Genomic DNA, 25,561 nt, shown 5'->3' with positions numbered 1-25,561 from the left:
AAAAGGGCGCGTATTTTACTTGAATGTCCAGCTAAACACCAGCTATGTTACGGATGTGGTTCAGTCAGTATTGTCTGGCAATTCCAGACCATTTTGCATGGCGGTCATTTTGTCGGACGCTATACTCATTGAATAAATTAAGATTTAGCTGCCTCAGCAAACTGAAAGGATCCTGGTGTATGGATAAAGCGGACTTAAGCAACCTTGATGCGTTGAAGGTATTGATAGTGGATGACCAATACCTGGTGCATAACTTGCTAAAAGAAGCCTTCGATGAATTGGGGATCCGGCAGATTAAATACGCTGAAAATGCCTACTATGCCTTACGCCTTTGTGAGCAGCATCGCTTTCATATTGTGATTTGTGCTTTTAATGTCAAAAGCGATAAAGACGGTTTTCACCTGCTCGAAGAAATGAAATTTAAAGGCTATGTGTCGAAGCGTACGGTGCTTATTTTTCTAAGTGCAGAAACGGATGAAAGCCTGGTCAATAGCATTGTGGAGTTGCAGCCAGATGATTTCTGGGTAAAACCGCTGGACAGAGGCCGGGTAAAACTTCGCTTGCCTCAGGTATTGAACATTAAGCGTACTCTGTTTGATGTGTACGAAGCCATTGATGTAAAAAATTACAGCAAAGCCATTTATCTGGTTGAGAGACATTTGCTGAATCCAAAGTTAGTCCGTTTTCATTTGCAGCTGCAAAGAATGAAAGGGGAGGCATTGCTGAAGTTGCAGGAGTACGAAGAAGCAGAGCGCTTTTATGTGGCCTTGATGCAAAAGCATCAGATGTCCTGGGTTCACCTGGGGTACGTCAATGCTCTGTTAAAACAAGATAAAATGGCTCAGATAGAGGCATTGTTAAGCGAGATGACGGATAGGGTGGACACCCGTTTTGCCACTTATGATTTATTGGCACAGTATTATATTGAGCGGCAGGACTTTGATCGCGCCTACGATGAAATAAAGAAAGCGGTGGCGATAGCGCCGCGAAATATTGAACGCAACAAGAAAGTATGGGATTTGGCCCGGTTGACACACGATTTTGAAGGGCAGTACCTGGCGACTCAGGCGATGGCAAAGCATGCAAAAAACTCGCTGCATGATTCACCGGTACTGGCTTTAAATGTGATCCGCGCCGGTTTGGATTTAGCACAAACGCTGAATAACGAGCGCTCAAAAAAAATATTGCAACAAACCGACCGCCAGATCCAGGCATTGGAAAAAGACTACAAAGATGCAGCTTTATTCAAAGAGCAGCTTACTATTGCCAAAGCTCGTTTGCTGCTGGCCAATGACGAGCGAAAAAAAGCGGAACATCTGATTGATTTGCATGTGTCCGTACGGCCTATTGTTTCACTGGATGATAACCTGGATAAAGCCAAAGTGTTCCATGAACTAGGACGACGTGAAGAAGCCGCACTGATTATGGATGCGGTGAAAAAACAAATTTCATCCGATAACCTGTCTGGGCTGGTAGTAAAAAAATACGTGGAACAGGAGTGCGACGAACAGGAACGGGTGCATTTTACGCCAAAACAACTGCAGAATATGGCGGTTGAATTTTTTAAGAAAAAGAAGTTTAGCGCCGCGCTTTCAGCCCTGGAGCAAGCGATGGAGTTAACACCAAACAATCATAAGATCCCCATCAGTGTGCTGAAGGTGCTGGTTGTGATGTGCGATGACAGCGGCTTATCGGCAAGCCAGAAAGAGTTGGCACTGCACATGGTCAGAGTGCTGGAAAAACATCCTCTGACGGATGAAGAATTGCAAACCGTTGCCGGCTACAAAGACCGCCTGAGTGCTGTATTGGCTGAGGCCATTTTGTCTATCCATTAAAAGCGCACCGCTTTGGCCCTGCAGTGCAGGGCGCTCTGACAGTACTGCAGGGTTTATTTAACTCATCGGATTAGTGCTTGACAGTTTTTTGATTCAAACGTACATTTCAAACAAGCGTTTGAAATGGAGTCCGCATGAGCCGAGAACAGACTCAACAGAAAATCCTGGATGCAGCCGAAAGCCTGTTTGCTGAGAGTGGCTTTAACGATACCTCACTGCGTCAGATCACCAGCAATGCTGAAGTGAACTTAGCCGCAGTAAACTACCACTTTGGCTCTAAAAAAGCTTTGATTCAGGCGGTGTTGCAACGCTATCTGCAAGTTGTGATGCCAAGGTTGGAACTGCAGTTTGAACTGCTGCTGGCACGGCAAAAAGCAACCCGGTTACCAGAAGTGCTTGCTGTCTTTGTGCAACCTTTGCTGGATCTGGAGCAGGTGAAACCAAAAGGGACCACCTTGTTTTTGCAATTGCTGGGGCGGGGCTATACTGATGTACAAGGACATTTGCGAAAGTTTATCAGTCATCATTATGGTTCTGTGCTGAATAAGTTTGTTTTGCTGGTGCAACAATCTTGCCCGGCATTAGATGCAGCGGAGATTTTTTGGCGTTTGCACTTTTCACTGGGAACAGTGGTATTTACCATGGCTTCCAGTGAAGCATTATTTGACATTGCCGCTGCGGATTACCAGCAAGAATCTGATATTGAAAGTGTGATTCGGCGGTTATTACCTTATCTGGCTGCAGGTATCGCCGCACCTGTGAACCACCCATTTGATTCTATGGCGCAAGCCACACTCTAAGGACACAACCATGACTTTGTTACTTATCCTTGTAATTACACTAGCGGTATTGATTGGGGTTACCCCCATTCGCCGTGCCTTAATTTCAGCCCCGGTGTTTAAGGTATTTAAAAAAATCCTGCCGCCTTTGTCGGAAACTGAACAGCAAGCGATGGAAGCCGGGGATGTGTGGTGGGATGGTGAATTATTCAAAGGCAAACCAGATTGGCAGCAATTGCACCAATACCCGAAGCCTAAACTGAATGAGGATGAGCAGGCTTTTATGGATGAGCAGGTGGAAACCCTGCTTGCCATGCTGGATGACTACGACATTGTGCAGAATAAACGTGATCTGCCGGAGCAGGTATGGGATTACCTGAAGCAGGAAGGCTTCTTTGCCATGATCATTCCAAAGAGCTACGGTGGCCGTGGTTTTTCTGCGATTGCTAATTCGACCATTGTTTCACGCATTGCCAGCCGCAGCCTGACTGCTGCGGTAACGGTGATGGTGCCTAACTCCTTAGGCCCGGGCGAATTGCTGATGCACTACGGTACGGATCAGCAAAAAGATTACTGGCTGCCCCGTCTGGCCGATGGCCGTGATGTACCTTGCTTTGCGTTGACTGGTCCTGAAGCCGGTTCGGATGCCGGCGGTATTCCGGATACGGGTGTGATTTGCCGAGGTGAGTTTGAAGGCAAAGAGGTGATAGGGATCCGTTTGAACTGGGATAAACGTTACATTACTTTATCACCGGTTGCGACGGTGCTGGGTCTGGCCTTTAAGATGTTTGATCCGGATGCTTTACTGGGCGATAAGAAAGAGATTGGCATTACCTGTGCGTTGATCCCGACGTCGCACCCGGGTGTTGAGATTGGTGACCGCCATTTCCCAATGGGGATGGCCTTTATGAATGGCACCACCTACGGTAAGGATGTATTCATTCCTTTAGATTGGATCATTGGTGGGCCAGATTATGCCGGTCGTGGCTGGCGTATGCTGGTCGAGTGTTTATCAGCAGGCCGAGGTATTTCCTTGCCGGCACTGGCTACCGCCACAGGCCATCTGGCCAGTCGGATGACCGGGGCATACAGCTATGTGCGTCAGCAATTTGGCCTGTCCATTGGTAAGTTTGAAGGAGTCCAGGAAGCCTTTGCCCGTATTGGCGGCCTTACTTATGGTCTGGAAGCTATGCGGGTGATGACAGCAGGAGCCATTGACTTAAAACTGAGCCCTGGTGTGGTAACGGCTATTGCCAAATATCATATGACCGAAATGTCGCGCACCGTGTTAAATGATGCCTTTGATATTCATGCCGGTCGCGCTATTCAATTGGGGCCCAAAAACTATCTGGCACACGGCTACATGGGAGTGCCGATATCCATTACCGTAGAAGGTGCCAATATATTAACCCGTAACCTGATGATTTTTGGTCAGGGTGCGACCCGTTGCCATCCCTATGTGTTGGCGGAGCTGCAAGCGGCAGCGAATCCTGATACGGATGAGGGTTTAAAGCAATTTGATGGCTTGTTGCTGCGTCATGTTGGCTTTGCGCTTGGCAATACCTTTAGTTGTTTGTGGCAAGGACTGACGGCTGCTGCCTTTAATAAAAGCCCGATGGCTGGCGAAACAGCACGGTATTACAAACAACTTAGCCGTATGAGCCGCGCCCTGGCACTGACCGCGGATATCTCCATGCTGATGCTGGGTGGTGATTTAAAACGCAAAGAAATGCTGTCGGCCCGGTTAGGTGATGTGCTCAGCCATCTGTATATGGCATCTGCCGTATTAAAATTCTATGAAGACAATGGTCGTCAACAAGCGGATCTGCCTTTCGTGCATTACAATTTGCAGCGTTCGCTGGCAGAGATTGGCCGTGCTTTTGATGGTTTCTTTGCCAACTTCCCAGCCAGAGCCGTGGCGGTGGTATTGAAGCGATTGATTTTCCCATTTGGTATTGGTTACAAAATGCCAGCCGACGATATCTGCATGGACATTTGCGACGCATTATCCAAGCCAGGTGTGATCCGAGATCGCTTAACGCACCTTTGTTACCTTGGCAAGGGCGAGCAGGATCCAACCGGTTTAATGGAGCAGGCTTTTGTCGAGATGCATCAGGCGCAACCGCAATTAAAAGCTATTCTACTGGCACAACGCGATGGCAAAATCAGCCGCAAAGTACCGATGGAGCAAGCCATTACAGAGGCAGAGGCCGCTGGTATTGTCACCGCTGAACAAGCGGAGCAGTTGCATCATATGAACAAATTGCGTTTTGAAGCCATCAGCGTGGATAGCTTTAAGCCCGGTCAACTTTAAACCAGACCAGCACTAAAAAAAGGACCCTAGGGTCCTTTTTTTAGTGCTAACAAAAAGATTAACGGCCTTTAGCGATAATCTCCTGGGCCATAATATCGGCGACCAGGTGGGTAGATTTTTGCTCGCTGTCGGCGCGTTGGAAAATTTGCAGTAGGGTATCGTAAATTTGCTTTACCTTAGCGGTAGCGTCATCGGCATTGTAACCTTCCGGCCGCATTTCCATGTACACATTGATGATGCCACCAGCGTTGATAACATAATCCGGTGCGTACAGAATACCGCGTTCGCGCAACATGTCGCCATGACGGGCCTGTTGCAGCTGGTTGTTGGCGCAACCGGCCACTACTTTGGCATTCAGTTGTGGAATGGTGTCATCATTGAGGGTAGCACCTAAGGCACAAGGGGCGTAAATGTCGACATCCTGGGCATAGATTTCATCCAGAGCCACTGCAGTGGCCCCAAATTGCTGCACAGCGCGCTCAACTGCTTGTGGGTTGATATCGGTGACGAAAAGTTCTGCACCTTCTTTATGCAGATGCTCGCACAGATAAAAGCCAACACTGCCAAGGCCCTGAATAGCTACTTTCAGACCTTTTAGGGAATCCACCCCAAATTGATGTTTGGCAGCAGCACGAATGCCCTGGTAAGTACCGATGGCGGTGAAAGGCCCTGGATTGCCACTTTTGCCTTCCAGTCCTGCTACATAAGGGGTTTCCTTATTCACCATCATGATATCGCCAGTGGTGATATTGACATCTTCGGCACTGTAATAGCTACCGCCCAACCGGTGCAGGTGGCGGCCAAAAGCGCGGAACAGGGCTTCGGATTTAATGGTTTTGGCATCGCCGATGATAACGGACTTGCCACCACCGATCGGTAGGCCAGCCATGGCATTTTTGTAAGTCATGCCTTTCGATAAACGCAGTACATCACGAATGGCTTCTTCGTCATTGGCGTAGTTCCATAAACGACAACCACCCACTGCTGGTCCCAGAGCGGTGCTGTGAACCGCAATAATGGCTTTTAAACCGGTTTCCTGATCACTGCAAAAGACAACTTGTTCGTGCTGATCAAACTCTGTGTGATTGAATACGGCCACTTTGACTCTCCGCTGGCATAAAAGTAATGGGTCCGTACAGCCTAATAAGGCTGAACAGACCGTATTTTGCGCTGCGCAATGTATCATTTCAGACCGGGTTTCGCCAGTAGCTGACAGATTTATTGACTGCTCGGACCTGGCTAATTGTCGACAATCATGAACAAGCCCAAACAGACTTGATTGTCGGCTGGAGCTGGCATAGAGTAGCCTCATGGTTTAATGAAGTAGATAGTAAGCATGAATGAACAACTAACAGAGCAGCAACAAAGTGAGTGGGTGCGCAAGCAATTCCAAAAAGGCAATGAGTATCTGGCTGCCAAAGGCATCCTTCCTGATCAGGTAGTGGTGCAAGATTCACGTTATTTAGTGCCACTGATCGCGGTATGGCGGATAAAAAGCCAGGATCGCAAAGAGTACTGGGTGTTGACCGGAGATTTGCCAACGGATCATATGGCACTTAGTGCGGCGGCTGATGCAAAAGACGCTATTCGGGCCTTTTCATTGCATTGGCAACTAAAAGCGCAGCAGATATTGAATGCTAATCAGGGCGATAAAACGCAACTCGATTTCGCGGAACTCTTGATTAGCCGGGCACATAGCCTGTATGAGCTGTTTGACAATGATGCCATTTGGCAGAATCAACCATCGGAAACAGTGTAAAGATAACATGACATAGCCACTGTCAGCTGGCTATGTCATCAAGCCTTATTCCACAAAATACCAATAACCTTGATTGATCAATTGGGTGATAAAGGCCAAGCGCTCAGGGGTTTGACTGAAGTGGCGGCTTTGCTGTTCGTTTAATTGGATCTGATCGGTGAGCAAGCGGGCACTATCGAGCTCACTGGGTGGCAAAGGGAAGCGATCACCGTTAATAAATAACTGCACATCCGCATCGGCATCGGTTTGCTGGTAACAGCAGCGCAAGCCACCAAGACGGCCAAGCACTGAGCCTTCTGTCAAATACTCGGCAATTTCTTCAAGCTGATAATGCGGCTCTGGCTCTTGCAGATCCAGTTCGCGCTTGGCTTGGCTGATGTAGCTGCCAAACCAGTGGCTTAGCAAATCATCATCTGCCAGCAGTTGCTGCATTAGTTGCCTTACCTGTGCCAGATCGCGGCTGCTGATTTCACCCGGTGACTGGCAGCGCAACCTGCCAGGATCATTGAAGCGCTTTCCTTCCATTTGAAAGTCGAGCAGGTAATCGGCCAGGCCGCCTACCAGATCCTTTTGTGCCGGAGCGCGAAAACCAACCGAGTAATTCAGGCTGGGCTCAAGCGAGATACCATCGTGCGGACAGCCTGGTGGAATGTAGAGAATATCACCAGGCTCCATCACTTCGTCGATACAGGCGGTAAAATCACTGACCTGCAACAGACGTGGGTGAGGGCAGAATTGCTCCAGACTGGCATCGGGCATGCCAACGCGCCAGCGTCGTTTGCCTGTTCCCTGAATGATAAACACATCGTACTGGTCCAGGTGTGGGCCAACACCACCTCCGGGCACAGAGAAACTGACCATCAGGTCGTCAATCCGCCAGTTGGGAATAAACCGAAAGGGCTCCAGCAGTCTGGCAGCATCCGGTTGCCAGTAATCGACGGCTTGCACCAATAAGGTCCAGTTTTGTTCTCCGTATTTATCAAAGCTGTCAAAAGGGCCCTCATCCAGCAGCCACTGGTTACCCTCTTTTTGGATCAGACGGCCATCGACCTGCTCATCCAAAGCCAGCCCAGCCAGTTCATCGGCTGAAATAGGATCCTGAAAGTTGGCAAAACCGCCCTTGATAAGCAGTGGTTTTTGCTGCCAATATTCGGCCAAAAATTGTTCAACGCTGAGCGTGCCGAGGTGTAAGCTGTACATAATCTTTGCTCCAAAGCCATTAAGGCAAGCGATCAACCAGGGCGATGGCGTCCCCAATGTAACCTGCAGGGGTAAACTGCTGCATCATGGCTTTGCCTTCTGCCGGCATGTCTAATTGCTCAATAAAAGCATGTAAATCTGCCGGAGTTATCCGCTTACCGCGGGTGAGCTCTTTTAGTTTTTCATAAGGCTTTTCAATGCCAAACTTACGCATCACGGTTTGAACCGGCTCGGCCAGTAGTTCCCAGTTGGCATCCAGTTCGGCCAGCAGGCTGGCCTCGTTGACTTCCAGTTTGCTGATGCCTTTTAAAGTTGCCTGATAAGCAATCAGGCTGTAGCCGATGCCAACACCCAGGTTGCGCAATACCGTGGAGTCGGTCAGATCACGCTGCCAGCGGGAAACGGGTAATTTGGCAGCCAAGTGATCAAAAATTGCATTGGCCAGCCCAAGGTTGCCTTCCGAGTTTTCGAAGTCTATCGGGTTTACTTTATGCGGCATGGTGGATGAGCCAATTTCACCGGCGACTGTTTTTTGTTTGAAATGGCCCAGTGCAATGTAGCCCCAGATATCACGATCAAAGTCGATCAGGATTGTATTAAAGCGGGCGATGGCATCAAACAACTCGGCGATGTAATCGTGCGGTTCAATCTGGGTGGTATAGGGGTTCCAGCTTAAGCCCAGACTGGTAACAAACTGCTCGGAAATCTGGTGCCAGTCAAGCTTTGGGTAAGCCGACAAATGGGCATTGTAATTACCAACGGCACCATTAAATTTACCCAGCAGGCTAATAGCGGCAATTTGATCACGTTGCCGCTTGAGTCGCATATAAACGTTGGCCATTTCTTTGCCCATGGTCGTGGGGGATGCTGGTTGGCCATGGGTACGTGCCATCATGGGGATGCTTTTGTAATCGACAGCCAATTGGCGGATGGCATTTAGCAACTGATCGCAGTAGGGCAGGATCACTTGTTCGCGGGCATCTTTAAGCATCAGGCCATGCGATAAATTGTTGATGTCTTCCGAGGTACAGGCAAAGTGAATAAACTCCGTCACGGCATGCAGTTCGCTATTGGTTGCGACCTTTTCTTTGAGTAAGTATTCCACCGCTTTCACATCGTGGTTGGTGGTGCGCTCTATCTCTTTGACCCGTGCAGCATCGGCCAGGCTGAAATCTGCCACTATAGCGTCCAGCACGGCATTGGCCTGGTTGCTTAGAGCTGGTACTTCAGAGATACCAGCAATGCTGGCCATCTGCTGCAACCAGCGCACTTCCACAGTAACCCGGTATTTAATCAGGCCAAACTCGCTGAAAAAGTCGCGTAGTTCCGTGGTTTTACTGCCATAACGGCCATCCACCGGCGATAAAGCGGTCAGTGCGTTCAGTTCCATGGTGCTTCCTCTAAAGCTAAAAATAAAATTCGGTTAGTCTTGCAACGCTTTACGCGCCTCTTGGACCAAATGCTTGCGTTTAAACAGCAGGTGCCAACGGCTGCCTCCAGCCTGTCGCCATAGCACAGCAGCACGAACTGCTGCTAACAGCAAAGCGCGTACCTTATGTTGCACCTGAGTTTGCTTGAGTAGCTCAGGCTGGCCTGCCACCTGAATGCGTGTACCAAGGGTGCTAATGCATTCAATGTAAATATCCGCCATGTTTGCCAATAAGGTATCATCGGTAATGCTGAAATGCTCCAGTTGGCGTGCCAACTGCTGCAAGCGTTTGCCAAGGGCTGCCATATTGGAGCCGCTTTTTGTCAGGCGTCGCTCCAGTGCCAGCACAGCGACCACATAACGGGTAATTTCAACATCTTTGTTCGGGTTATCCCCCAGTTGTTGCAGCAACACTTGATAGCCGCTGCGCAAATGCCTTTGCTCGCCGCCATAAATATCCAGGGGGGTATCGGCATCCAGTATGGCGACACTGTTCAGCATCAACTCCAGCTCGGTTGGATCGACTTCTTTGGTTTTGGCGACAGCTTTCACCAAACTGAGTGCCTGGCACAAGGCCGCCAGGGCCATTACTTGGGTAGAAAAACTTGCTTGCATAGGTTAATTCAGTGCCTTATCAATAATGCCACCACCAAGACAGACTTCATCCAGATAAAAGACCGCCGACTGGCCAGGTGTTACGGCTTTTTGTGGGCTATCGAATTCGACAGCCATGGAGCCATTGGCTAATGGGGTAAGGGTACAAGGAATGTCGTGCTGGCGGTAGCGGGTTTTTACAGTACAGCGCAGTACTTGCGTGGGACCGGTACGATCTACCCAGTGCAATTGGCTGGCTATCAGGCCTTTTGCAAACAGGCTTGGATGCTCTGCGCCCTGAACCACCAGCAGGCGATTATTGGTTAAGTCTTTTCCTGCTACGTACCAGGGATCGTCGCCGCTGTTTTTCAGGCCACCGATGCCAAGCCCTTTGCGCTGGCCTAGCGTGTGGTACATCAGACCTTCGTGCCGGCCTATGACGTCACCGTCTGGCGTGACGATATCACCGGGTTGGGCTGGCAGATACTGCTGCAAAAAATCTTTGAACTTGCGTTCACCAATAAAGCAAATGCCGGTGCTGTCTTTTTTGTCGTGGGTAATAAAGCCTTGCTGCTCAGCAATGGTTCGTACTTCATGCTTTTCCAGCTCACCAACCGGGAACAGGGTTTGCGCGATATGCTCTTCCCCTAGGGTGTACAAAAAATAGCTCTGATCTTTGTTTTGATCGAGGCCACGCAGTAATTGCCATTGGTTATTGAGCCTGCGGCGGCGGACATAATGGCCGGTTGCAATGTAATCCGCCTGCAGCGCCTCTGCAGCAAACTCAAGGAATGCTTTAAATTTAATTTCCTTGTTGCACATGATATCCGGGTTGGGGGTACGGCCTGCTTTGTATTCAGCCAGGAAGTACTCAAACACCTGGTCCCAGTACTCGGCGGCAAAATTCACTTTATGCAGTTTAATGCCCAGTTGGTCGCAAACCTGCTGCGCATCCGCCATATCTTCAGCAGCAGCACAGTATTCATCGTTGTCGTCTTCTTCCCAGTTTTTCATAAACAGGCCTTCGACCTGGTAGCCTTGCTGCAACAGCAAATAGGCGGAAACGGATGAATCGACACCGCCGGACATGCCGACGATGACTTTCTTTGGCGTGGAAGCTGACATGAGGCCCTTACAACTCGGAAAAAATTGGGCCGGATTATACCATTATTTTTTGCCCTTCACACCCGAAAAGCGCCGGGGTTTTGCCGGATAGGACAGGTCCGACACTGTGGTTTTGCCAAGGAAGCCTGCCGGGATACTCAGCTCACGGTGCTCCCCGGGGGCCAGGTTCTGCAAGTGCCAATCACCTATCGCTACCCGAATAAGACGTAAAGTAGGGAAGCCAACGGCGGCAGTCATACGCCGTACCTGACGGTTACGACCTTCGGTAATGGTGAGCTCAAGCCAACTGGTGGGGATCTGTTTACGTTGTCGGATCGGTGGCTGCCGTGGCCAGACCTCTGGACTGCTAAGCAGTCTGGCTTTGGCGGGCCTGGTTGGGCCGTCATTCAGCTCAACGCCCTGTTCCAGTAGCTGCAGAGCTTCTGCTGTGATACTGCCTTCGAGCTGTACCCAATAGGTTTTTGCCAGTTTGTGCTGGGGGTTGGCAATGCGGTGTTGCAGGGGGCCATGATTGGTTAATAACAACAAGCCTTCGCTGTCGTAATCCAGACGGCCAGCTGCATACAGATCCGGATAGGGGATGAAGTCTTTCAGCGTTTGCCGTTGCTTTGGGCTTTGATCGGTAAACTGACAAAGCACTTGATAGGGTTTGTTTAAAGCGATCAATCGGTAAGGTTCGACCTTGGTCGGATTGTGTTTTTTCGGCTTCACTGTAGGGTTCTGTGTACAAAAAGCGGTTGCGATGGCTGACAGGCTAGCATAAAAAACCATTTGGTTCAGGTTTGAAACTGTCAGCTGCTTTTTTTGCGCTTACTAGGCGTGGCTTAGGGGAGCTGTTATAATCCCGGCGTTTTTCTACTTATCCGGCTGCAGCTGAGTGTGTGGTGCATGCTGCCAGCTGCAGCCGGATAGGTAGCATGCTGTCAGGTTGTTAGTGCTTGCAGTACGCAGGGCTTTGTGTTTAAAACAACGCCGGGCCTGAGGGAACACACTGCAATTCCGGGCCCTTATCATGGGGAAGCCATTTCAATAGGAATCATTATGTCGACTGAAAACTCAAAAATTATCTACACTGAAACCGATGAAGCGCCAGCGCTGGCGACCTACTCCTTATTGCCAATTATCCAGGCTTTTACCAAAGCAGCCGGGGTTTCAGTTGAAACACGCGACATCTCATTATCTGGCCGGATTATTGCCAATTTCCCGGAGTTTTTAACGGCAGAGCAGCGCCAGTCCGATGCACTGGCTGAGCTGGGTGAACTGGCAAAAACGCCGGCAGCCAACATTATTAAGTTGCCGAATATTAGTGCCTCGGTCCCGCAATTAAACGCTGCTATTAAAGAGTTGCAACAGCAGGGGTATGCACTGCCAGATTACCCGGCTGAGCCAAAGACTGAACAAGAGAAAGACATCAAAGCCCGTTACGACAAAATCAAAGGCAGTGCAGTGAACCCTGTGCTGCGTGAAGGCAACTCTGATCGTCGTGCACCGGCATCGGTGAAAAACTACGCGAAAAAACACCCCCATAAAATGGGTGTCTGGAGCAAAGAATCCAAGTCGCATGTCGCTCATATGCAAGATGGTGATTTTTTTGGTTCAGAGCAATCCACTACTTTTGCGGCTGCCGATGATTTGCAGATCCTGCTCAATAGCAATGGACAGCAGCAAGTACTGAAAGCCAGTGTGCCAGTACAGGCCGGCGAAGTAGTCGATGCGGCTGTAATGAGCAAAAGCGCATTGTGTGCTTTTTTCGAAAAAGAAACAGCGGCAGCTAAAGCGGAAGATGTGTTGTTGTCGCTGCACTTAAAAGCCACCATGATGAAAGTATCCGATCCCATTATGTTTGGCCATGCCGTCCGTGTTTATTTCCAGGCTCTGTTTGCCAAACACGCCGACACCTTCAAACAACTGGATGTGGACCCCAGCAATGGATTTGGTGATGTAGTTGCAAAAATTGCCCGGTTAGACGATGCCAAACGGGCAGAAATTGAAGCCGATATTCAAGCTGTCTATCAGCAGCAACCAGCGCTGGCTATGGTTAATTCTGATAAAGGAATTACCAACTTGCACGTACCGAGCGACATCATTATTGACGCCTCCATGCCGGCGATGATCCGTGAGTCTGGCCAAATGTGGGGACCGGATGGCAAGTTAAAAGATACCAAGGCGCTGATCCCGGATCGTTGCTACGCAGGTGTCTATCAGGAAACCATCGCCTTTTGTAAAGAGCATGGTGCTTTTGATCCGTCCAGCATGGGCACAGTGCCAAATGTTGGCCTGATGGCGCAAAAAGCAGAAGAATATGGCTCACATGACAAAACGTTTGAAATTCCAGCCGATGGTACTGTTCAGGTTGTGAACAAAGCTGGCGAAGTGGTGTTTGAACATAAGGTAGAGCAAGGTGATATCTGGCGCATGTGCCAGGTAAAAGACGCTCCAATTCGGGATTGGGTCAAGCTGGCGGTGAACCGTGCCCGTTTGAGCAATACCCCGGCGGTATTCTGGTTGGATAGCGAGCGTGCTCATGACAGCGAGCTGATTGCGAAGGTGGAAAGCTATCTGCAAGAGCATGATACCGATGGTTTGGAGCTGCACATTATGGCTCCGGTGGATGCAACCCGTTTTACCCTGCAACGGGTCAAAGCAGGTCAGGACACCATTTCGGTTACCGGCAACGTCTTGCGTGATTACCTGACTGATTTGTTCCCAATCCTTGAGCTTGGTACCAGTGCCAAGATGTTGTCCATTGTGCCATTGATGAATGGCGGTGGTTTATTTGAAACCGGTGCTGGTGGCTCTGCACCCAAGCATGTGCAGCAACTTGAAGCGGAAAACCACTTGCGCTGGGATTCCCTGGGCGAGTTCCTGGCATTGGCCGCGTCACTGGAGCACTTAAGCCAGGTAACCGACAATGCCCGTGCACAGGTGCTGGCGGATACGCTGGATCAGGCTACCGCCAAGTTTCTGGATACCAACAAATCACCTTCACGTAAGGTCAAAGAGCTGGACAACCGCGGCAGCCATTTCTATCTGGCACTTTACTGGGCAGAGGCTCTGGCCGCACAAAGCAAAGACAGTGAGCTGCAACAGCGCTTCACTAAGCTGGCAGAGCAATTGACTGCCAATGAAGCGCAGATAGTGCGTGAGCTAAATGAGGTGCAGGGAGTCGCTGTTGATCTGGGGGGCTACTATCGCCCATCCGCAGAGCTGGCCAGCAAAGTGATGCGCCCAAGCGCAACCTTTAATCAGGCACTAAGCAGCCTGTAAGCCAGTGAAAATAGCCCCGGCCATAACATGGATGTTGTGGCGTGGCCGTTGGTTTGGTTGCGCCTTGGCTGACTAAGGGCAAAAATAAGCAATAAAAACCCAGGCACTGCATGCAGTGCCTGTTTGTTTGTACAGGAAAGTCGCTGCTGAACGGTGTTCAGATGTCGGACTTTTCCTCTCCAGGCAGTACGATATTGACGGCGTGCAGCCCTTTAGGGCCTTCCGCCAAATCAAACTGGACATCCTGCCCGGCTTTCAGGGTACGGTAACCATCCATCGAAATGGTGGAGTAGTGTGCAAAAATGTCTTCATCTCTGCCATCTTCCCGGATAAATCCAAAGCCTTTGGCATTGTTGAACCATTTTACTTTACCGGTAGCCATACTACTTACATCCTTCTTTGAGTGAGCTAAATTCTGTGTGCAGGTATAATAATTTCAGGGCAAATAGGTTACCCTAGTACTTAATGTAGATAATTCGCGCAAACAGTCAAGTTTTTTGCAATTAAATCTCCAGTTTTTTACGAAATGTTAATCTACAAAGGGCTTAAACTTGGAAGGTATGGCAATAGTCTATGAGTTGGTTTAAAGAGCTAGGTATAGAACACGAAGGTCTGGAGCAGTTAACCAGACAAAAAGTAGAGCCACCGGCCATGTACCGGGTAATTCTGCACAACGATGATTACACCCCAATGGATTTTGTGATTGATGTGCTGATCCGCTTTTTCAATATGCAATACGAGCAAGCGAGTGAGGTGATGTTACAGGTCCACCACAAAGGCAGTGCCACCTGTGGGGTTTTTACCGCCGAAATTGCTGAAACCAAAGTGCTGCAGGTGACCGAATATGCAAAATCCCACGAACATCCATTGCTTTGTTCGATGGAACGAGCTTAACTTAAGGTAACAGCATAAGCACCAACCTAAGATGCAGTCAGGAGTACATCTATGTTGAATAAAGATCTCGAGTTGACACTAAATCTGGCATTTCGTTTTGCCAGAGAACGTCGCCATGAGTACATGACTGTAGAGCATTTGCTGCTGGCATTGTTGGATAACCCTGCTGCCGGGGATGCACTGAAATCCTGTGGCGCTAATATTGAAAAACTGCGCCTTGAGTTGGCTACCTTTATTGATTCGACAACACCATTGCTGCCTGAAGGGGATGCTGAACGTGATACTCAGCCAACCCTTGGTTTTCAGCGAGTGCTGCAACGGGCTGTTTTCCATGTGCAATCATCAGGGAAAACCGAAGTAACAGGTGCCAATGTACTGGTGGCTATTTTTAGTGAGCAAGAATCGCAGGCTGTGTATTTACTGAAAAAAGTCGATATCAGCAGGCTGGATGTGGTGAATTACATCTCTCATGGTGTCATCAAAACAGAAAAGTTAGAGCAACACGAAGAAAGCAGTCAGGATGATTTAGCAGAAGCCCCTGCCGAAGAGGCCCGCTCGCTGGATAATTATACTGCCAACTTAAATGCACTGGCCAGGCAGGGCCAGATTGATCCGCTGATAGGGCGGGACGCCGAATTAGAGCGTGCTATTCAGGTGCTGTGCCGCCGAAAGAAAAACAACCCACTGTTGGTTGGCGAAGCGGGGGTCGGCAAAACAGCCATCGCTGAAGGTCTGGCTTTTCGCATTGTGAACAAGCAAGTCCCTGAAGTGATAGAAAATGGCACTATTTATTCTTTGGATATGGGGGCCTTGCTGGCTGGCACCAAATACCGTGGCGATTTTGAAAAACGCCTGAAGTCCTTGCTAAAAGAGCTGGAGAAAGAAGAAGGCGCCATTCTGTTTATTGATGAAATCCATACGGTGATTGGTGCCGGGGCTGCCTCTGGCGGAGTAATGGATGCTTCAAACCTGATCAAACCATTGTTGTCCAGTGGCCGGTTGCGCTGCATTGGTTCTACCACGTATCAGGAGTTCAAAAACATCTTTGAAAAAGACACCGCTTTGGTGCGTCGCTTTCAGAAAATTGATGTTACAGAGCCAAGTGTGGAAGATACCACTCGTATTTTGCAAGGATTGAAAGAGCGTTACGAAAAGCATCACAGTGTTCGCTATACCCAAAAAGCATTGCGTGCAGCTGCGGAGTTATCGGCAAAATACATCAATGAGCGCCATCTACCAGATAAAGCCATTGATGTCATTGATGAGGCCGGTGCCAGTCAGCGCTTGTTGCCAGAGTCGCGGCGTAAAAAAGTGATCAATGTACCGGATATCGAACATGTGATCGCCAAAATGGCCCGTATTCCGGAAAAGTCTGTGTCTGCTTCGGATCGTGATGTGCTGAGCAACCTCGACCGAAACCTGAAGCTGGTTGTATTTGGCCAGGATGCAGCAATTGACGCTTTGACGGCTGCTATTCGCTTGTCTCGCTCTGGTCTTGGCAGTGAAGAAAAGCCGATCGGCAGCTTTTTGTTTGCAGGTCCGACTGGTGTGGGTAAAACCGAAGTCACCAAGCAACTGGCCCGGGTGATGGGGGTAGAGTTGTTACGCTTTGATATGTCAGAGTACGTCGAGCGCCACGCTATTAGTCGCTTAATTGGTGCTCCTCCTGGTTATGTTGGTTTTGAGCAGGGGGGCTTGTTGACCGACGCGGTCTCGAAACATCCTTACGCGGTGGTGTTGCTGGATGAAATTGAAAAAGCGCACAGTGATATTTACAATATTCTGCTGCAAGTGATGGATCACGGCACTTTAACTGATAACAATGGCCGTAAAATCGACTTCCGGAATGTGGTACTGGTCATGACCACCAATGCGGGGGTGCAGGAAACAGTTCGGAAATCCATTGGCTTCCAGCAACAGGATCACAGCCATGATGCGATGGCCGAAATAAACCGGACTTTTACCCCGGAGTTTCGTAACCGGTTGGATAGCATTATCTGGTTCGAGCACTTAACCACAACCATTATTTTGCAGGTCGTGGATAAGTTTATTTGTGAGTTGCAAGCACAGTTGGATAAAAAGCAAGTGTCGTTGGAGCTATCGGCCGAGGCCAGAGCCTGGTTGGCAGAAAAAGGCTACGATCGTGCTATGGGTGCCCGTCCTATGGCCCGGTTAATTCAGGAACAGCTTAAAAAGCCGCTGGCCAACGAAATTCTGTTTGGTCGCTTGCTACAAGGTGGAGATGTGCGGGTAGAACTACTGGAAGATAAGCTATGCTTCCAGTTTCAGGAAGAGGCAGAACCTGCTTAATCCTAAGCACACAAAAAACCCGCAGTGCGGGTTTTTTGTTGTCAGCTACCGCTGAAAAAACGGTTTTAGCGCTGGCGGAATACGATACGGCCTTTGCTCAGATCGTAAGGTGTCAGTTCAACAGTGACTTTGTCGCCAGTCAGGATCCGAATGTAGTGCTTGCGCATTTTGCCGGAAATATGAGCTATGACCACATGGCCATTCTCCAGCTCAACTTTAAACATAGTGTTTGGCAAGGTATCTAAAATGGTGCCTTGCATTTCAATTACATCTTCTTTCGCCATTCAGCGTACTCGCCTCTGATAGTGTGAAAATTAAAACAGCGCAGATTGTGCCGAAATCCAGCAGCCTTGTAAAGCAAGACTGGCTTTTTTAAGCAATTGTCTGCCACTTTTCAGCAGAAAAGCGTTGTTGTGGCTGAAATTCTGCTTTGTAGGCCATTTTAGCACAGTCGGCAACGTAATAGCCGAGATACAGATAAGCTTTTTGTTTCTGTTGTGCTTGCTCAATCAAGCCAAGTATTGCCAGCACACCAGGAGAGTAGTGCTGATAATCCGGGTGATAAAAGGTATAGACGGCGGAAAGGGCCTTGTCCAGCACATCAACGACGGTTACGGCGATCAGTTGCTGCTGATGATAAATCTCCAGTACTTTGACAGGGAGCCAATTGCAGTGCAATAAAGAGTCGAGTTGCTCCGGGCTAGGTGGATACATGGCTCCATCGGCATGCCTGGCATTAATATAACGCTGGTACAGCGGGTAATAGTTTGACGATGGAGCAACCAGCCTGGTATGAAAGTGTGCCCGCTTTGCCCGTTGCAGGATACGCCGCTGACGCCGGTTTGGTGCAAAGTTACTGACAGTGAGTCGAACCGATTGGCATTGCTGGCAAGCAGGGCAGTGCGGCCGGTATACATCATTGCCAGAGCGTCGGAAGTTATGTTGCAGTAGCTGTTGGTATAATTGGGCATCTATCGGATGGTCAGGCAATAAAAATACTACCTGCTCTTGTTGCCCAGGCAGATAGCTGCAGCGTTCTGGTGCAGTCAAACCAAAGGTCAGCTCAGTCATCGGTTCGCAACTGCAAAGGCTGTACCTGCCAGCAAGCAGGGTGAATGGAGCCTGTAGCTAAGGGTTGCAACAATCGCAGGTAATGAGCCCGGGGCATATGCAGCACGCCCAGGCTATTAAGGTAGTCATTGGGTAGCTGGCAATCAATCCAGCCCCCGCCATGCTGTTGCAGCTGTTGTTGCAATGCAATCAATGCCAAACGGGCGGTACCAGGTTGCCGGTTAAACATCGATTCACCACAAAACAGTTGCCCTATGCAAACACCATAAAGACCACCGACCAGGCTATCCTGTTGCCAGACTTCAATGCTGTGAGCATGTCCCTGCAGATGCAGTTGATAATAAGCTTGCTGCATCTGCGGCACTATCCAGGTATCACTTTGTCTGGCCCGGGGAGCTGCACAGCCTGCGACAACGCGTTGAAACGCCTGGTTTACACTGAACTGGTAGCCCATGCGGCGGCACTGCTTGCGCAAGGTGCGGTTTAACTGCAATTGATTGGGTTCAAACAGCGCCCGCACGGAGGGGCTCCACCACAGAATGGGATCGCCCTGGCAGAACCAGGGGAAGATACCTTGGTGATAGGCTGCGAGCAAACGGGCGGGGGATAAATCCCCCCCCATGGCCAATAAGCCGTCTGGCTCATGCAAGGCCTGGCTTAGTGGTGGAAAACTAAGCTGTTGTGTAAGTTCAGGCAGGAACACCGCCACAAAGCCACCAGGTTACTTTAATGCGTCCAGATAGCGCTCTGCATCCAGCGCTGCCATGCAGCCGCTACCCGCAGAGGTAATGGCCTGACGATAGATATGATCCATCACGTCACCTGCGGCAAAAACCCCTTCAATGCTGGTTTGGGTGGCATTGCCCTCAGTGCCGGATTGCACTTTTAAGTAGCCATTGTGCATCTCCAACTGGCCTGCAAAAATATCGGTGTTGGGCTTATGGCCGATGGCAATAAACACACCCTGCACATCCAGTTGTTCTGGTGCTTCACCCTTGGTGGATTTTAACCGTACACCAGTGACACCCATATCATCACCCAACACTTCATCCAGTTCACGATGCAGGTGCAAAATAATGTTGCCACTTTCTACTTTTTTCATTAAACGGTCGATCAGAATTTTCTCTGAACGAAAGCTGTCACGCCGGTGTACCAGATGTACTTCAGCAGCGATGTTGGATAAATACAGGGCTTCTTCAACCGCAGTATTACCACCACCTACTACCACCACTTTCTGGTTGCGGTAAAAGAAACCATCGCAGGTAGCACACGCAGAAACACCTCGTCCACTAAAAGCTTGCTCAGACTCCAATCCGAGATACTTGGCGGATGCTCCGGTGCAAATAATCAGTGCATCGCAACTGTATGTGCCGTTATCACCTTGCAGGGTAAAGGGGCGCTGTGTCAGATTCACGGTGTGAATATGATCAAAAACAATTTCAGTATCAAAGGTTTCTGCATGTTCTTTCATGCGATCCATCAAAGCAGGGCCAGTCAGGCCGTGTGGATCTCCTGGCCAGTTTTCTACTTCAGTGGTGGTGGTGAGCTGGCCGCCTTGCTGCATACCGGTAATCAATACAGGTTTTAAATTGGCCCTGGCAGCGTAGACTGCAGCTGTGTAGCCGGCGGGGCCTGAGCCAAGAATAAGTAGTTGACTGTGTTTGATCTCTGACATCAGAGTACTCCATGGTTTTCGTTCTTAAGCATATGGGGCTGATTCTACGGAAAGGCAAGCATAAGCGAAAGCTTTCAGTTGCAAAATGCCGTTCTGGGTTAAAAGAGCAAAGCACAACCATGGACTAGGAAAATTTTGACGGCACTGGCGCTTCCATTTAAAGTGAGGGATATGCCAACCCGAATGGATTCCAGCCCTTGTTCAAACCCCTGGTTGCTCTGATCGCTCTGTTGTTCAGCCTGATGCCGCAAGTGGTTGACGCCAATATTTATCGTATAGGTATAGATGATGGTTTACCCAACACCACTATTTTTGCCATCTTGCAAGACAAGCAAGGGTTTATCTGGCTGGGTACGACCGACTCGGGCTTACTGCGCTACGATGGGTATCAGTTTATTCAGGTACCTGTGCTTGATATGCAGCATGCGGCAGATGAGGACTTTACCGATGTTGGGGTTTTGCTGCTGGATAATCAGCAAAATCTATGGGCCGGTACCTGGGGGCAGGGGGTAAGCCGTCTGGCGGCCGATGGTTCGTCATTAACCCGATTTTTAAGCGATGGTTTTCAGGTGCAATCTATACTGCAGGCTGAGGATGGGGCTATTTGGGTTGGGACCACCAGTGGTTTGTTTCGGATTGATCAAGCTGATCAGATTGAGCAAGTGGGTGCCAGCGACAGTGCTGTACCGCTATTGCATCAGCGGGTCTGGAGTATGGCGGCCGGTCAGAATGGCGAGATTTGGATTGGGACCAGCCAAGGGGTGCACCGTTGGAGCCCCACTGATGGCCTGGATGCTGGCCGGCTGCTTTTTCCTGAAGCTACCAGCGCTGGCAGACAAAATGAAACCAGAGCACTTTATTACAACAAAAATCAACTATGGGTTGGCTCCCGCACAGGTTTACTGGTGTTCGACACGGATAGCTGGCAGCGGGAAGTCTTTGCTGTGCCAGGTGAGGGGGAGTATGATTTCCCGCCAATCCTCAATACGATGTATGCCATATCCGATGACACTCTGCTACTGGGCAGTTACGAAGGGTTGTTTCAATTCGATCTAACCAGTAAAAGCTACCAACTGTTTCGGGAGCAAAGTGCTTTGCTGCCGAGCTTAAATATTCGCTCGGTGTTGCTTGATCAAAGTGGTGTGCTGTGGATGGGAACCCGGGATGGCGGCCTGTACCATACCCGTTTCGCCCGTAGTGCTTTCAGTGATATTGCGCTTAACAGTCTGCGTGAGTGGCAGCGGCGTTATGAGCTTTCGGTCAGCAGTATTGATGCGAGCCATCCTGATGCTCTCTGGTTTGGCACTTCGGAGCGGTTGTACCGGCTCGAGCATGCCTCCGGTGCGATACGCAGCTTCGAAACTTCGGCCCGGGTGAACCGCATTCTTACATCCCATGACGGGATAACCTACATAGCGACGGATGCCGGTTTGTTTCGCTATCAACCAGAGCAAGATGTGCTTGAACCCTACCTGACACCTTTTGCCAGTTTTGCCGCCAAACCCATTATTCGAGACATGCTGTTATTACCTGATGGCAGTTTCTGGTTTGGTCTTTGGGGGCAAGGGGTGTTGTATTATCAGAGCTCGAGCGGTAAGAGCCGGCATTTTATGCAAGATTTCCAACAGCAGCGGGCCAATGAAGTCGTACAGGTACTGCAAGCTATGCCGGATGGAAGGGTTTGGGCAGGCACCCGCTACGGCGGCCTGTATTTGCTGGATGCAACTGAAGGCGTGATGCAGCATGTATCAGTCAGCAACAATAGCTGGTTACCCTCGAATACCATTCAGTGTTTGGGGCAAGATAACCAGCATCGACTCATTATTTGTACCAACAGAGGCACACTGTTGTGGCATCAACCCTCAGATACACACAAGGTGCTGTATGCCAGTGATGGTCTGGCCAGCGATCACATGCATGGAACCTTGCATCTTGATGATCGTACCTGGTTGCTCAGTGCTCAAGGTTTAAGCCTGATCACCCCAGAGCTTGAACAAATCGTTACGTTTACCCGAAAAGATGGCCTCACCGCTACTGAAATCAATGCCGGTGCTATTTCTGCTGCACCCGATGGCACCTTGTATCTGGGAACCTTGACGGGGATCAGCAAAGTAGAGCCAGGGCAGATTTGGGTCAACCAGCATATACCAACGCCCATCGTAACAGCATACCGGCTCAACCATGGCGAGGTGGTGCCTTTGCATTTTGCCGAAGAACAGCCGGCTATTCAGCTTTATCCCGGGCAAAACAGTTTGGAATTGCAGTTTTCGGCCATGGACTTTCATGATGTTGGGCGGAATCGTTACCGCTACCGCCTGCAAGGCTTTGATGAACAGTGGGTCTATGCTGCTGAGCGGTCCAGCGCATTTTATGCCAATCTGGCACCCGGCCGGTATCAGTTTCAACTGATGGCGATCAATAGCCATGGCCTGATGTCGCCGGTAGTGGATGCGATGCTGATTGAGGTTTTGCCGCGCTGGTGGCAAAAAACCTGGTATCAGTTGTTACTGATCGCTTTGGTGTTGTTGCTTGGCTTCGGATTGCACTGGTACCGGTTGCAACATATTCGTGAGATGAACCGTTTGCTGCGGCAATCTGTTGATGAAAAAGCGGAAGCCCAACAGTTGCTCGAAAGCAAAGTGACGGAACGTACGAAAGCACTGGAGCAAAGTTCAACAGCCTTATCACTGCGCAGCCGGCAACTGGAGAAAAGCATGCAGCAGTTATCACGGTCCAATGCAAGATTGGCAGAGCTAAACCAGTTGAAAGACGAGTTTATTTCTACGGTAAGCCATGAGTTACGTACCCCATTAACGTCGATTCGTGGGGCTTTGGCATTGATTGATAGTCAGGTCATTTCACCGGAGCAAGACGGCTATCAGGAGCTGGTGAAAACAGCACTGCAAAACAGTGAGCGGCTGTCCGCACTGATCAATGATTTGTTGGATGTTCAAAAATTTGAAGCTGGAAAACTGAGCCTGAACAAACAAAAGCTTTCTCTTTCATTATTGATTGAGCAGGCGATTCAAGGCATTGCTGAGTATGGCAGCCGTTATCAGGTTGCTATCCGGTTAGAGCCATACGAGGGTGATTATGAAATCCATGCCGATGAGTTAAGGTTACGGCAAGTCATGGATAATCTGTTGTCAAATGCGATTAAATTTTCCCCTGCCGAGAGTTGTGTGCAGGTGCGCGTAGAACGAAAGGAGCATCTTGTCAGAGTATGGGTAATCGATCAGGGCAAAGGTATTGCTGAGTCCTTCCAAAAAAGAGTGTTCGAAAAATTCTCTCAGGCCGATGCGTCGGACAGTAAGCTGGTGCAAGGTACCGGCTTGGGTTTAGTGATTTGCAAAAACATCATCGAAGGCCATGGAGGCCGTATTGGCTTTTTCTCTAAGCTTGATAGTGGCAGTCAATTTTGGTTTGAACTGCCCGCCACCCAACGGAAATGACATCTGGTAACAAAATCAAACAGGAATAGGGACAATATAGCTTTTTTATCATAAATTTGTAGTTGGATTGGTGTTTTTTTTGGCCTTGCTTCAAGGTATGTTCTGCAGCGAGGGACACACAGTGACAAGGAGGTGAACCATAATCAATCCAGGAACTACAATGAAAACGACAAAAACAACCAAGTTAGCATTGGCAATCGCTAGCACTTTTACTCTTTCGACCCTTCCTTTTGCTGTATCCGCAGACAACCTGTTTGGTTTACCAAGCTATGATGGCGAGATATCCTTGCCAGGTGGTGTACCGACTTTGCGGCCTGATACTGAAAAAGCTCAGCGCTACATTATCAAGTTTAAAGCGTTAGAGTTGATGCACCATGCTGGTATTCAGCCCGCAGCTGATTTTGAGCGTTTGCCTGCAGCTGATGCTTTCTCTGTCCAGGCAGCAGAGTCGCTGCTTTCTCAGGTTCAGGCTGAGGCCATTATGCATTTGGATTTTGTGCAGGCCAGTGTTGCCACCTTAAGCCCTCAGCAACTGCGTGAGTTATCAAAACACCCAGCGGTAGAGTATATCGAGTTGGATCCGAAGCGTTACCTTGCTGATGTGGTCCAACCGATGGCGCAAACGACACCCTATGGTATCAACATGGTGCAGGCCAATCAGGTCAGCGATGCCAATGCTACCAATATGAATGTGTGTGTGATCGACACAGGCTATCAGCTTGGACACCCAGACTTACCCTCTGCAGGGGTTACAGGTTCAACCTTTTCTGGTCATGGAGCCTGGTCAACCGATGGCAATGGTCACGGTACTCATGTTGCAGGCACCATTGTCGCTCTGAATAACAACATTGGTGTGGTTGGGGTGCTGCCATCTGGTCTGGTAGGATTACACAATGTAAAAATATTTAATAACTCCGGCAACTGGACCAATGCATCCAATCTGATTCAGGCCATTCAATCCTGTCAGAATGCCGGCTCCAAAGTGGTGAATATGAGCTTGGGTGGCGGCAGCTCCAGCACCACGGAGCGCAATGCGATGAACAGCTTTAACAATAGCGGTATGTTGCTGGTTGCAGCTGCTGGCAATGCCGGCAATACCAGTTTCTCGTATCCGGCCTCTTATGATGCGGTAGTTTCGGTTGCGGCTGTCGACTCGAGCAAAAACCTGGCCAGCTTCTCGCAGCGTAATTCTCAGGTCGAAATTTCCGGACCTGGTGTGAATGTCAACTCTACCTGGAACAATGGTGGTTATCGCAGCATCAGTGGTACTTCGATGGCTTCACCGCATGTGGCCGGTGTCGCTGCCTTGGTGTGGAGTAATCATCCACAATGCACCAATACGCAAATCCGTAATGTATTAAACCAGACCGCAGAGCGGCGGGGTAGCACAGGCCGTAATAACTCCTATGGTTGGGGTATTGTTCGGGCCAAAGTGGCGCACGACTGGATCACCAACAATGGGTGTGATGGTAGTGGCAATGGCGGTAATCCTGGGGGGGGGCAAACCTTCCACAACTTGTCTGGTTCTGCCGGTCAGTGGCTGCGTGGCAGTTACAACATTCCTGCCGGTGTTAGCCAGCTTACGTTCAGCATTACCGGTGGCACTGGTGATGCCGACTTATACATTCGCTATGGCAATGCACCCACTGAGCAAGTATGGGATTGCCGGCCGTACAGAAACGGCAATGAAGAAGTTTGTACCTTCAATAATCCACAGGCAGGTACCTGGCATGTTGGCATTCGGGGCTATACGGCTTTTTCAGGTTTGACGTTTAGTTACCAGTATTAATATCTGAGCAAATAAAAAAGCTTGCCGGTTATGCCGGCAAGCTTTTTTTATATGAAGCGGCCTGTGAG

General features: G+C 49.5%; 20 protein-coding genes. 9 read left to right on the top strand and 11 right to left on the bottom strand.

Annotated elements, in window-relative coordinates; genetic code table 11:
- Positions 1–179: 179 nt before the first annotated feature.
- The 3 genes from ABC502_RS09790 (at position 180) to ABC502_RS09780 (ending at position 4,928) form a co-directional block, all read left to right on the top strand.
- A complete protein-coding gene (locus ABC502_RS09790; protein WP_330089385.1) occupies positions 180–1,835 on the top strand; it encodes a response regulator in 1,656 nt (551 codons plus the stop codon).
- A gap of 134 nt (positions 1,836–1,969) precedes the next feature.
- The gene (locus ABC502_RS09785) at positions 1,970–2,635 is read left to right on the top strand and encodes a TetR family transcriptional regulator (protein WP_330089386.1); all 666 of its coding nucleotides are present in this window, start codon (positions 1,970–1,972) and stop codon (positions 2,633–2,635) included.
- Positions 2,636–2,645: 10 nt separating this feature from the next.
- On the top strand, positions 2,646–4,928 hold the full coding sequence (locus ABC502_RS09780) for an acyl-CoA dehydrogenase (RefSeq protein ID WP_330089387.1): 2,283 nt from the start codon (positions 2,646–2,648) through the stop codon (positions 4,926–4,928).
- Positions 4,929–4,986: 58 nt separating this feature from the next.
- Here ABC502_RS09780 and ABC502_RS09775 read toward each other — a convergent pair whose 3' ends face one another.
- Positions 4,987–6,027 (bottom strand): amino acid dehydrogenase, encoded by a 1,041-nt coding sequence (locus ABC502_RS09775; protein ID WP_330089323.1) that lies wholly within the window; start codon positions 6,025–6,027, stop codon positions 4,987–4,989.
- 237 nt (positions 6,028–6,264) lie between these two features.
- Between ABC502_RS09775 and ABC502_RS09770 the strand changes: the two genes are divergently transcribed.
- Positions 6,265–6,687, top strand: coding sequence for a DUF4826 family protein (locus tag ABC502_RS09770; RefSeq protein ID WP_330089322.1), 423 nt, complete (start codon positions 6,265–6,267; stop codon positions 6,685–6,687).
- Positions 6,688–6,732: 45 nt separating this feature from the next.
- Here ABC502_RS09770 and ABC502_RS09765 read toward each other — a convergent pair whose 3' ends face one another.
- From ABC502_RS09765 to ABC502_RS09745, 5 genes are read right to left on the bottom strand one after another with little or no spacing between them, the layout of a single operon-like run.
- Positions 6,733–7,887, bottom strand: a complete 1,155-nt coding sequence (locus ABC502_RS09765) for a cupin domain-containing protein (RefSeq protein WP_330089321.1) — start codon at positions 7,885–7,887, stop codon at positions 6,733–6,735.
- Between the two features lie 19 nt (positions 7,888–7,906).
- A complete protein-coding gene (purB, locus tag ABC502_RS09760; protein ID WP_345915759.1) occupies positions 7,907–9,277 on the bottom strand; it encodes an adenylosuccinate lyase in 1,371 nt (456 codons plus the stop codon).
- Positions 9,278–9,310: 33 nt separating this feature from the next.
- Positions 9,311–9,931, bottom strand: coding sequence for a high frequency lysogenization protein HflD (hflD, locus tag ABC502_RS09755; protein ID WP_345915758.1), 621 nt, complete (start codon positions 9,929–9,931; stop codon positions 9,311–9,313).
- Between the two features lie 3 nt (positions 9,932–9,934).
- On the bottom strand, positions 9,935–11,035 hold the full coding sequence (gene mnmA, locus ABC502_RS09750) for a tRNA 2-thiouridine(34) synthase MnmA (protein WP_345915757.1): 1,101 nt from the start codon (positions 11,033–11,035) through the stop codon (positions 9,935–9,937).
- 42 nt (positions 11,036–11,077) lie between these two features.
- Complete coding sequence (locus ABC502_RS09745; RefSeq protein WP_345915756.1) at positions 11,078–11,746, bottom strand: pseudouridine synthase; 669 nt, start codon at positions 11,744–11,746, stop codon at positions 11,078–11,080.
- A 330-nt stretch (positions 11,747–12,076) separates the two neighbouring features.
- On the opposite strand from ABC502_RS09745, the gene ABC502_RS09740 reads away from it, so the two are divergent.
- Positions 12,077–14,302: an NADP-dependent isocitrate dehydrogenase gene (locus tag ABC502_RS09740; protein ID WP_345915755.1), complete on the top strand. Its 2,226-nt coding sequence runs from the start codon at positions 12,077–12,079 to the stop codon at positions 14,300–14,302.
- A gap of 157 nt (positions 14,303–14,459) precedes the next feature.
- Here the strand turns inward: ABC502_RS09740 and cspD are convergent, their stop codons facing one another.
- Positions 14,460–14,684 (bottom strand): cold shock domain-containing protein CspD, encoded by a 225-nt coding sequence (gene cspD, locus ABC502_RS09735; protein WP_330089315.1) that lies wholly within the window; start codon positions 14,682–14,684, stop codon positions 14,460–14,462.
- Positions 14,685–14,875: 191 nt separating this feature from the next.
- Here cspD and clpS point away from each other — a divergent pair, with 191 nt between their 5' ends.
- Positions 14,876–15,196, top strand: coding sequence for an ATP-dependent Clp protease adapter ClpS (gene clpS, locus ABC502_RS09730; RefSeq protein ID WP_330089314.1), 321 nt, complete (start codon positions 14,876–14,878; stop codon positions 15,194–15,196).
- 51 nt (positions 15,197–15,247) lie between these two features.
- Positions 15,248–17,506: an ATP-dependent Clp protease ATP-binding subunit ClpA gene (clpA, locus tag ABC502_RS09725; protein WP_345915754.1), complete on the top strand. Its 2,259-nt coding sequence runs from the start codon at positions 15,248–15,250 to the stop codon at positions 17,504–17,506.
- A 65-nt stretch (positions 17,507–17,571) separates the two neighbouring features.
- Here the strand turns inward: clpA and infA are convergent, their stop codons facing one another.
- The 4 genes from infA to trxB form a co-directional block, all read right to left on the bottom strand.
- On the bottom strand, positions 17,572–17,790 hold the full coding sequence (infA, locus tag ABC502_RS09720) for a translation initiation factor IF-1 (protein ID WP_091341339.1): 219 nt from the start codon (positions 17,788–17,790) through the stop codon (positions 17,572–17,574).
- 88 nt (positions 17,791–17,878) lie between these two features.
- Complete coding sequence (locus ABC502_RS09715; RefSeq protein ID WP_330089312.1) at positions 17,879–18,577, bottom strand: arginyltransferase; 699 nt, start codon at positions 18,575–18,577, stop codon at positions 17,879–17,881.
- A complete protein-coding gene (gene aat, locus ABC502_RS09710; RefSeq protein ID WP_345915753.1) occupies positions 18,570–19,286 on the bottom strand; it encodes a leucyl/phenylalanyl-tRNA--protein transferase in 717 nt (238 codons plus the stop codon). Before aat ends, ABC502_RS09715 begins: the two co-directional genes overlap by 8 nt.
- Positions 19,287–19,298: 12 nt before the next feature.
- Complete coding sequence (trxB, locus tag ABC502_RS09705; RefSeq protein ID WP_330089310.1) at positions 19,299–20,252, bottom strand: thioredoxin-disulfide reductase; 954 nt, start codon at positions 20,250–20,252, stop codon at positions 19,299–19,301.
- A gap of 197 nt (positions 20,253–20,449) precedes the next feature.
- Here trxB and ABC502_RS09700 point away from each other — a divergent pair, with 197 nt between their 5' ends.
- Both ABC502_RS09700 and ABC502_RS09695 read left to right on the top strand, forming a co-directional pair.
- Positions 20,450–23,704 carry a two-component regulator propeller domain-containing protein gene (locus ABC502_RS09700; protein WP_345915751.1) on the top strand — a complete coding sequence of 1,085 codons (3,255 nt, stop codon included), beginning with the start codon at positions 20,450–20,452 and terminating at the stop codon, positions 23,702–23,704.
- 160 nt (positions 23,705–23,864) lie between these two features.
- Complete coding sequence (locus tag ABC502_RS09695) at positions 23,865–25,493, top strand: S8 family serine peptidase (protein ID WP_330089308.1); 1,629 nt, start codon at positions 23,865–23,867, stop codon at positions 25,491–25,493.
- The last annotated feature ends 68 nt before the right edge of the window (positions 25,494–25,561 follow it).

This window comes from Alkalimonas sp. NCh-2 (genome assembly GCF_039631345.1).
In the GTDB taxonomy this organism is placed as follows: domain Bacteria; phylum Pseudomonadota; class Gammaproteobacteria; order Enterobacterales; family Alteromonadaceae; genus Alkalimonas; species Alkalimonas mucilaginosa.
This window is presented reverse-complemented; position numbering and strand designations above follow the sequence as displayed.

What these genes read in the sequence shown, in the direction of transcription:
- ABC502_RS09790 (WP_330089385.1), top strand. Translation starts at nt 180, where the DNA reads ATGGATAAAGCGGACTTAAGCAACCTTGATGCGTTGAAGGTATTGATA.
- ABC502_RS09785 (WP_330089386.1), top strand. Translation starts at nt 1,970, where the DNA reads ATGAGCCGAGAACAGACTCAACAGAAAATCCTGGATGCAGCCGAAAGC.
- ABC502_RS09780 (WP_330089387.1), top strand. Translation starts at nt 2,646, where the DNA reads ATGACTTTGTTACTTATCCTTGTAATTACACTAGCGGTATTGATTGGG.
- ABC502_RS09770 (WP_330089322.1), top strand. Translation starts at nt 6,265, where the DNA reads ATGAATGAACAACTAACAGAGCAGCAACAAAGTGAGTGGGTGCGCAAG.
- ABC502_RS09765 (WP_330089321.1), bottom strand. Translation starts at nt 7,887, where the DNA reads ATGTACAGCTTACACCTCGGCACGCTCAGCGTTGAACAATTTTTGGCC.
- purB (WP_345915759.1), bottom strand. Translation starts at nt 9,277, where the DNA reads ATGGAACTGAACGCACTGACCGCTTTATCGCCGGTGGATGGCCGTTAT.
- hflD (WP_345915758.1), bottom strand. Translation starts at nt 9,931, where the DNA reads ATGCAAGCAAGTTTTTCTACCCAAGTAATGGCCCTGGCGGCCTTGTGC.
- mnmA (WP_345915757.1), bottom strand. Translation starts at nt 11,035, where the DNA reads ATGTCAGCTTCCACGCCAAAGAAAGTCATCGTCGGCATGTCCGGCGGT.
- ABC502_RS09740 (WP_345915755.1), top strand. Translation starts at nt 12,077, where the DNA reads ATGTCGACTGAAAACTCAAAAATTATCTACACTGAAACCGATGAAGCG.
- cspD (WP_330089315.1), bottom strand. Translation starts at nt 14,684, where the DNA reads ATGGCTACCGGTAAAGTAAAATGGTTCAACAATGCCAAAGGCTTTGGA.
- clpS (WP_330089314.1), top strand. Translation starts at nt 14,876, where the DNA reads ATGAGTTGGTTTAAAGAGCTAGGTATAGAACACGAAGGTCTGGAGCAG.
- clpA (WP_345915754.1), top strand. Translation starts at nt 15,248, where the DNA reads ATGTTGAATAAAGATCTCGAGTTGACACTAAATCTGGCATTTCGTTTT.
- infA (WP_091341339.1), bottom strand. Translation starts at nt 17,790, where the DNA reads ATGGCGAAAGAAGATGTAATTGAAATGCAAGGCACCATTTTAGATACC.
- ABC502_RS09715 (WP_330089312.1), bottom strand. Translation starts at nt 18,577, where the DNA reads ATGACTGAGCTGACCTTTGGTTTGACTGCACCAGAACGCTGCAGCTAT.
- trxB (WP_330089310.1), bottom strand. Translation starts at nt 20,252, where the DNA reads ATGTCAGAGATCAAACACAGTCAACTACTTATTCTTGGCTCAGGCCCC.
- ABC502_RS09695 (WP_330089308.1), top strand. Translation starts at nt 23,865, where the DNA reads ATGAAAACGACAAAAACAACCAAGTTAGCATTGGCAATCGCTAGCACT.